The following is a 7,508-nucleotide window of genomic DNA, read 5'->3' as shown; positions in this document are numbered from 1 at the left end:
CCGACAGCCCCGCCCCCAGCCAGTCGAAAGACCCTTTCCGTCCATCCTTGCTGGCCTGTGCCAGACTCTTCGCGTCCAGTATCACCAGCGACGACGCCACCCCCAGCATCGCGATCGGCACGTTGATGAAAAATACAGACCGCCAGCCCAGCGCCTCCACCAGGACTCCTCCCAGCACCGGCCCGAATATCGACCCGCTGCCCACAATCGTCATGTGGGTTCCCACCGCCTTCCCTCGCTCCGCCGCCGGGAACACGCTGGTCATAATCGCCATGCCATTGGCCATCACCAGCGCCGACCCCGCTGCCGTCAGTATCTTCAGAGTTATCAGCGACCACAGGTTCGGCGCCATCCCCGCCGCCGCGGACCCCACCCCAAAAATCACAAATCCCGCTATGTAAGACTCCTTGCGGCCGAACTGGTCCGCCATTCGCCCCGCCGGCAGCAAAAACGCGCTGATAGCCAGCGCGTAACCCAGCGCCACCCACTGCACCGTCGGCAGATCAGCCTTGAAATGCGTGGCTATAGTCGGCAGGGCTATGTTCACACTGCCGTGGTCCACCACGGACATGAACGTCCCTAGCCCCACCGAGAAAAACACCAGCCACTTGTAGTTAGAACCCTGCTTTACCGTCACACCCTATCCTGAAAGTCACATTACAAATTTTCCAACCATTCTACGCCTTTCTGTAACTCCTAGCGAAGGTTGGGGGTGCGATGTCCCTTCTGGTCCCCCCTCTTCTCCTATTGAAAAAGAGAAGAGGGGGATAGGGGGTGATGAGGTGATCTTTGTTTTCTTTCCCTCTTCTCCCGTAGTCAGGAGAAGAGGGCTGTAAGCTCGCCGTGGCGAGATAAAGGGTGATGAGGGTTCCCCGTACGTAACTACGCTTGGCCAATCGAAGCCCGACTGCTCTCTTGCCCCGGGAGGCTAAGCAGGGTTACTTCCCCTCGAAAAACCTCCGGGGGTTCTCCACCTGCATCTGATGTATCGCCTCCTCCTTCACCCCCATCTCCCTCAGCATCGGCAGCACCTTCTGATGGATAAACCGGTACGCGTACGGGTTCGCCTTCAGCCGCTCCCGCCGCGCCTTCGGCGTCCTGTCGTCGTCGATAATCACCGACCAGTCGTGCGATACCATGATCCGGTTCGCCCACCCCTTGTCGATAAGCTGCTTAACTATCCGTGTCCGCTGCTCCCACTGCGGCGTCCCGCCGTAAAACCCGCCTGGGTAGCGGTCCAGCCCCAGCCACACCCCCTCCTTCAGCAACCCCTCCAGGTAGCCTACGTCCGTCGTGTCATTGCTGTGGCCCACATACACTCGATTCAGGTCCACGCCCTCTTCTTTAAAAATCTTCACCTGCTGCTCCCCCACCCGTTCCGGCGCCCACGTATGCGTCGATATCGGCACGCCCGTAGCCTTATGCGCCCGCGCCGCCGCCCTCAGCACAATCGCCCCCTCCGGCGTAACCCCGCCCTCATCGTTGGCCACCTTGATAATCCCGGCCTTAACGCTCGTCCCCTCTATCCCCTCCCTTATCTCTCGAACATAAAGCGGCGCAATCCAGTCCGGGTCCGCCGTCCAAAAGGCGCGAGGTATGTCCCGCCACGTCCCTGTGCAGGCGATGATATTGACCTTGGACTTCTTGGACACCTCCTGCATGAGCTTGATGTCCCGGCCCAGATCGTGAGTCGTCACGTCCACTATAGTCCGCACGCCCTCCTTGTACGCCTCGCTCAGCTGCTGCGACCCATGCACAACGTTCTCTTCTCGACGTGTGAACTCCGGGTAGCTGAAGGGCAGCCCGGCTGATGTCACCAGCACGTGCTCGTGCGGCAGCGTGAATCCCAGCTTGGACGTGTCCAGCGGCCCTAACACAGAATTTATCTTAGCCATAACGCCCTCCTCCGCAAAAGCTAGACCGACGGCGTAATTTTATGGACGCCGTCGGTCTATGTCCACCAAGCCTAAGATTCGGGCGGTCTACTGGTAAACCAGGTCCAGCGAATTGTTGAGATACTGCGGCGAGCCCCCTCCGAACTGCACCTCCCTGAACACTCCTGACTGGGGCGCCATCCGTTCGCTCCCGCTTACCAGGATATAGAAGGTGATAGTGCGTCCAAAGTGTCTCCGCTCCGGCGGCCCCACCACTACCTCGTACCGCCCGTCTTTGCTCTCTGTCGTAGGCGTCTGGTAGTTTCCTACCCTGGCGAACACTCGTGTGCCGTCTGGGACAGGATTCCCGCCAAGGACCAGGCTCCCCCTATAAACGTTGGGGTACGGAGGGAACTCCTGAGGGTTGGTTGACGCCACCCTTGTCGCCGTGGGCGTGGGCAGAGGGATAGGTGTGGCCGTGGGTGTGGGTGTTGGAGTGGGCGTGCCTGTCGGTGTCGGGGGCAGCGTTGGCGTCGGGGTCGGAGTGGGCGTCGCCGTAGGCTGCGGCGTCGACGTTGCGGTGGCAGTCGGAACAGGCGTGAAAGTCGCTGTGGGCTGCGGCGTCGACGTTGCGGTGGCGGTGGGTGTCGATGTCGCTGGCCCTGAGCCAACAGTTGGCGTCGCCGTCGCGGTAGGCTGTGACGTCGGCGTGTCTGCCGTCTGCGATGTGCAAGCCGCCGCCAGTAATATCGCGCTCGCCGCCAAGGACACCGCCGCCGCCCTGATTACGTTGGTCACTGACATTGTCCTCCCCCATCGTCGACCTAGCCCGGGCCCTTAGGTTGACATAAGCCTCTTGGACCAGTCTTAGAAAAATTCTAAGGTATTATAAAGTAAAAAGGTCTCCGCTTAAACATAATTACGATGCCAATTTCCTGTTTGTATCCGCTATTTCAAGCCAAAATGGCCTAATTTCGTATTAGCATCCCCGGCTGACACCGGCGGCAGTAGCTCGTTATCCGCTGGTTCGCCCTCACCTCCGTTATCGACCCTCCGCACCTGGGGCACGCCTTCCCACCCTTGTTATGCACCTTTAAGAAGTCCCGTACCTTCACATGAATGTCATCCCCCACCCTCTCCCTCAGCACCCCTATCGCCTCCTCCACCACCTCCCTCGACTTCTCGTAAATCCGCCTCAGCTCCTCCTCCGAAAGCGACCTCGTCTTCTTAAACGGGTACACCCCCGCCACAAAAAGTATCTCGTCGGCGTATGCGTTCCCTACCCCCGCCAGCACCCGCCCGTTGGTCAGCGCCCCTTTGATCTCGCCATAGAAGGGCTTTATCCGGGCCTTAAACTCCTCAAAGCTCCCCGGCGACAGCACGTCCGGCCCCTGTCCCTCCAGCCGGTTTATCTCCTCCAGCCCCTTGCCGTCGACGTAATACACCATTCCCATCTGCTTCTCGTCCAGGTACCGAAGCTCCCGCCCTCCCGAAAGTCCTAGCGCTACACACGTCCGCTTCATCACCTTTTCCTTCGCCTCGCAATATTGCAGCGCCCCCGTCAGCATAGGGTTTATCGCCAGCGTCCTGTCCCCCGACAGCCCCGCCAGCAAAAACTTCCCCCGCCTCTCGAACCCCTCAACCCTCCTCCCCACCACCTCCGACCCCAAGTCCCCCGCCAGTGACCGCACCACCGTCGGCTTCACCACCCTCACCGACGATACCGACTGTCCCGCCACCTTGCGGTTTAGATACTCCTTGATAACCTCCAGGTCCGGCGCCTCAGGCACGGCCCTGCCTACCCTTGGGGTTATCCAGCGGGTACTTCAGCCACGATATCATCTGCGACAGCTTCTGATACGCTTCCAGCCTCGCCTCCTCCGTCCCCTTCGCCTCCGCCTTCTCCACCGCATCCCCCATCATCCGCACCACCCGCGGCCCAATCTCCATCAGCCCCTCGCTGCCAGACGTCGCCCACTTCACCAGCACAAATCTCACCAGCGCACCCACCGGAATCCTCATATTCGACGCCATCCTGTCCAGCGTCGGCATCGGGTCGATGGCGCTATACATCGCCACCTCCGACTTGAAATTCGCGTCCTTGTCTCCCACATCCCACGGCCCCTTATAGGCTTCCAACATCACCTTTCTCGGCTCCATCTATAAACCTCCACTCTAATCCCCCTTCATGATGCCTGAAAGTCTAAGTCCATCTTGGATCGATTAATAGGCATTTATTACCACAGAGGCTTGTTTATCTACAAGGAAATTCCTTCCCCCCTGTAGCCTGTCCCGAGTATCCCCGAGGGAGGAGAAGGCGCAGGTCGAAGACTCGCCGTGGCGAGATGAGGGGTAAACCCTATGAACACAATTCTTTATCACTGCCACCTGCCATGCTGCGCTTATATCCCCCTAGCTCTGTAATCAAGACTTGGCGGTATACAGGCCCCCTACCCTCCAAACGCCTCCACCGTCCGCTTATACGAACCCTTCGCGTCCCCCACCGCAAAAGGCGCCACCACCGGCATCTTCACCCCCAGCCTCCGACGCTTCTCAATCTCCCCCTTGCAATACTCCGCATCCCCAAACACAGCCAGCCCCCTCTGCATCTCCTCGCTTATCGACTCCAGCGCCTTCTCTGTCTTTCCCTCCCTTAGATACCTCCCTATCGCCTGCACCTCGTCCGCAAACCCCGTCTTAGCGAAGAAGTTCCGATAGTACTCCATACCCGCGTAGCGTAGTATCTGCTGCTTCAACGGCCCCCTTACCGACTCCACGTCCGACACCACCGCCGTCCTTATATAACACCCCACGTCTATGTCCTGTACGCGGCGGCCCGCCCTCGTGGCCCCCACCTCCAGATGTGTCAGCGCCTCCCCTATCGACGACGGCGACGCCCAGTTCATCAACACTCCGTCCGCTACTTCTCCCGCCACCTCCAGCATCTGCGGCCCCAGCGCCGCGATATAAATCGGCACCGGGAATGATTGCGGATAGCCCAGGCTCCCTCGTTTCACATCGAAGACCTTTCCTTTATACGCCACCGTCTCGCCCTTTAATAGCCGACGCACTATCTCCACCGTCTCCCGCATACGCGTCATCGGCTTCTCGAAGGCCACCCCGTGCCCATCCTCCGCCATTCCCCTGTGTCCCACCCCCAGCCCCAGCGCAAATCGATGGCCCGATATCATGTCCAGGCTCGACGCCGTCATCGCCATCAGCGTCGGCGTCCGGGAGAACACCGGCAGTATCCCCGTCCCCAGCTTTACCCGCTTAGTCGCCATCGCGTACGCCGCCAGCTGCGTCGGCGAGTCCCTCCACCCGCCCTCCGGCGCCCACACCATCTCATATCCCTTCCTCTCCGCCAGCACCGCCAGGTCTATTGAGTCCTCCGATGTAAACTGCGGGTTCGGGTCCAGCCTAACTCCTAGCCTCGCCATACGCTTCCCCCTTCTATCCATTGTCTTCATCCGATCCCCTCAAAAATATCCCGCTCCCTCTTCCCTCCCTCCTACGGTGGGAACACCCTTATCAACATATCCACCCTCAAAAACTCCCTCGTCAGCTCCTCCGGCATCCCATCGAACGGCGAACCCTGCGACCTGTGCTCCAATGCCGCCTTCATACGCAAGCCCACATACGGCGATGCGTCCAGCTCCGTGGTAAACCGCTCGTCCGCTACACCCATCGACTCCGGGTCCAGCCTCACCAGACCGCTGTCCGGCGACCTCCGCCTCATCTCCTCCGCCCATCTCCGTAACACGCTCCTGCGTATACTCCAATAGTAAAGTTTCGACGGCCTCCACGGCCTCGTCCCCTCCATCCTATACCCCTCATCCCCCGACAGCTTGAATGCCTTCGTCGTCCACTCCGACGCCTTTATATGGTCCGGGTGCCCGTACCCGCCCGCCTCGTCCATCGTCATCACCACATGGGGGCGAAGCCTTCGCATAATCTCCGCCAGCCGCCGCACCACCTCTTCTTCAGGAGCGTTGATAAACGCCTGCGGATGCCGGTTGTCTTCGCTCCCAGCCATCCCCGAATCCCTATACCCCAGCAATATCACACTTTTCACTCCCAAGACCTCTGCTGCCCGCCGCAGTTCCTCCTCCCTCACATCCCCCAGCGTATCGCGAGTCGCCTCGCTCCCCGGTGCAATCTCTCCCACCTCACCTCGAGTAGTGCAGACCACCGAAACGTCCGCGCCCTCTTGGGCATACTTGGCCAGCACGCTTCCAGACCCAAAGGTCTCGTCATCCGGATGGGCAAACACGCCTAAAAGCCTCTTTCTAGCCATGCGCCTAAATTTAAGCCCTTGTAGCAACCCTGTCCATACTCAAACGCCGGCATCCTAATCAAGGCTACATTCCCCCCTCCAGCAGACGCGCAATGCAAATTGACATTGACGAAAACTCCCTGCCTTGCGCTCTTCTATGGAAAGTCTTGGCGTGCAAAAACACGAACCTTCGAGCGAGCGGCGGGCTTCCTCTCCTCAGATACCCCTTCTTCTCCTATTTCAAAGTGCTCCGCTACCTTAGAGCATATATCGCGGAGTCCAATGCAATCGGACCGTCCTGAGCCTGGTCGAAGGAGGGTGATGAGGTGAGCCTTATTTTTTCTTCCCCTTCCAGCAGGCTGTACTTGGTCTCGATGCAGTCGGGAAAGGGGTCAGGGGATGGTATATCGATTATGACCAGGAATATATTGTGCATTACACGCCAAGAACAAAAACAAGAGGACCCCTCGCTATCCGGAAAATCTAGCGAGGGGTCCTCTCCTCATCTCCATCTCATACCGGACCTAACGCCGGTCTAGTCCTCCTCCGGCGGGCCCTCGAAAAGGCTCTTTAGGTAATCCCAAAAATCCGTCAGGACGTTATCTGAGTTATCATCCCCATCGTCATCGCCGCAGTCGCCGCCTCCGTCACCCTTCTTGCCCTTACCCTTCCCTTTACCCTTGCCGCCTTCTTCGCAGCCGCCCCGGTTGTCATTCGTCTTCGACTGAGGCGTCAGTGTGGCCGTAGGAGTTGGAGTCGAAGTGGGCGTCGCCCTTGGCCTGGCCGTTTTGGTCGGCATGGGCGTCGGCGTTTTCGTAGGGATCGAAGCTGCCCTTACCGGCGTCGGCGTAGCCGTGGGCAAAGGTGTAGCTGTGGTCCTCGCCCTTAGCGTCGTCTCTGTTACGGCGGGAATCGGCGTCGGAGTGGCTGTCACCCTCAACGTAGGCGTCGCCTCTGAAGCCGGCGTCGGTGTAGGCTCAAGTAACAGACCGCTGCTGAAGGATGGAATAGGCACAGGCGTCGCCGTGGGCCCAACGTTGGGCTGCACCGCAAACACTGGCGTTGGCTCGGGTGTGGTTGCCCAACCATTTCCGGCCTGCTCAGACTCCCCCGAGCTAAGAATGATAACCCCCATAGTCACCAGGACTATAGTAACCACACCTGCCGCCGTGATAATACTATCCCTCATCACCCACCACCCGGTATTCAGAATCCTCCCAGTTCATCCCTGGGCTGTAACCTCCGATTTCTTTGTCTCCTTTTATTTTTTGTCTGTCCTACTGTGTGGACTTTACCCACCAAACCGACTGGTCGTCAGCGCCAAACGTTCTAATTTCTAGTAATCCGCAAGTCCTACG

The 7,508-nt window shown here is 59.2% G+C and carries 7 protein-coding genes and 1 pseudogene; all 8 read right to left on the bottom strand.

Going from position 1 to position 7,508, the window contains the following annotated elements; translation table 11 throughout:
* Nucleotides 1-637, bottom strand: a 637-nt coding sequence (locus FJ320_12645; GenBank protein MBM3926794.1) for an MFS transporter, incomplete at its 3' end; no start/stop codon positions are given.
* A 301-nt stretch (nucleotides 638-938) separates the two neighbouring features.
* Nucleotides 939-1,895: a phosphotriesterase-related protein gene (locus FJ320_12640; GenBank protein ID MBM3926793.1), complete on the bottom strand. Its 957-nt coding sequence runs from the start codon at nucleotides 1,893-1,895 to the stop codon at nucleotides 939-941.
* A gap of 420 nt (nucleotides 1,896-2,315) precedes the next feature.
* A pseudogene (locus tag FJ320_12635) lies at nucleotides 2,316-2,528 on the bottom strand (endoglucanase).
* Between the two features lie 314 nt (nucleotides 2,529-2,842).
* Nucleotides 2,843-3,664, bottom strand: a complete 822-nt coding sequence (locus FJ320_12630; GenBank protein MBM3926792.1) for an Fpg/Nei family DNA glycosylase — start codon at nucleotides 3,662-3,664, stop codon at nucleotides 2,843-2,845.
* Nucleotides 3,657-4,034 carry a hypothetical protein gene (locus FJ320_12625; GenBank protein ID MBM3926791.1) on the bottom strand — a complete coding sequence of 126 codons (378 nt, stop codon included), beginning with the start codon at nucleotides 4,032-4,034 and terminating at the stop codon, nucleotides 3,657-3,659. The genes FJ320_12630 and FJ320_12625 overlap by 8 nt, the downstream gene beginning before the upstream one ends.
* A 290-nt stretch (nucleotides 4,035-4,324) precedes the next feature.
* Nucleotides 4,325-5,344 carry an LLM class flavin-dependent oxidoreductase gene (locus FJ320_12620; GenBank protein MBM3926790.1) on the bottom strand — a complete coding sequence of 340 codons (1,020 nt, stop codon included), beginning with the start codon at nucleotides 5,342-5,344 and terminating at the stop codon, nucleotides 4,325-4,327.
* A gap of 41 nt (nucleotides 5,345-5,385) precedes the next feature.
* Nucleotides 5,386-6,171, bottom strand: coding sequence for a GlcNAc-PI de-N-acetylase (locus tag FJ320_12615; protein MBM3926789.1), 786 nt, complete (start codon nucleotides 6,169-6,171; stop codon nucleotides 5,386-5,388).
* 514 nt (nucleotides 6,172-6,685) lie between these two features.
* On the bottom strand, nucleotides 6,686-7,309 hold the full coding sequence (locus FJ320_12610) for a hypothetical protein (protein ID MBM3926788.1): 624 nt from the start codon (nucleotides 7,307-7,309) through the stop codon (nucleotides 6,686-6,688).
* Nucleotides 7,310-7,508 lie beyond the last annotated feature (199 nt).

It is taken from the genome of SAR202 cluster bacterium, assembly GCA_016872285.1.
In the GTDB taxonomy this organism is placed as follows: Bacteria; Chloroflexota; Dehalococcoidia; order Lucifugimonadales.
This window is presented reverse-complemented; position numbering and strand designations above follow the sequence as displayed.

Excerpts from the sequence above, each read along its gene's own strand:
- FJ320_12625 (MBM3926791.1), bottom strand. The coding sequence starts at position 4,034 with ATGGAGCCGAGAAAGGTGATGTTGGAAGCCTATAAGGGGCCGTGGGAT.
- FJ320_12620 (MBM3926790.1), bottom strand. The coding sequence starts at position 5,344 with ATGAAGACAATGGATAGAAGGGGGAAGCGTATGGCGAGGCTAGGAGTT.
- FJ320_12615 (MBM3926789.1), bottom strand. The coding sequence starts at position 6,171 with ATGGCTAGAAAGAGGCTTTTAGGCGTGTTTGCCCATCCGGATGACGAG.
- FJ320_12640 (MBM3926793.1), bottom strand. The coding sequence starts at position 1,895 with ATGGCTAAGATAAATTCTGTGTTAGGGCCGCTGGACACGTCCAAGCTG.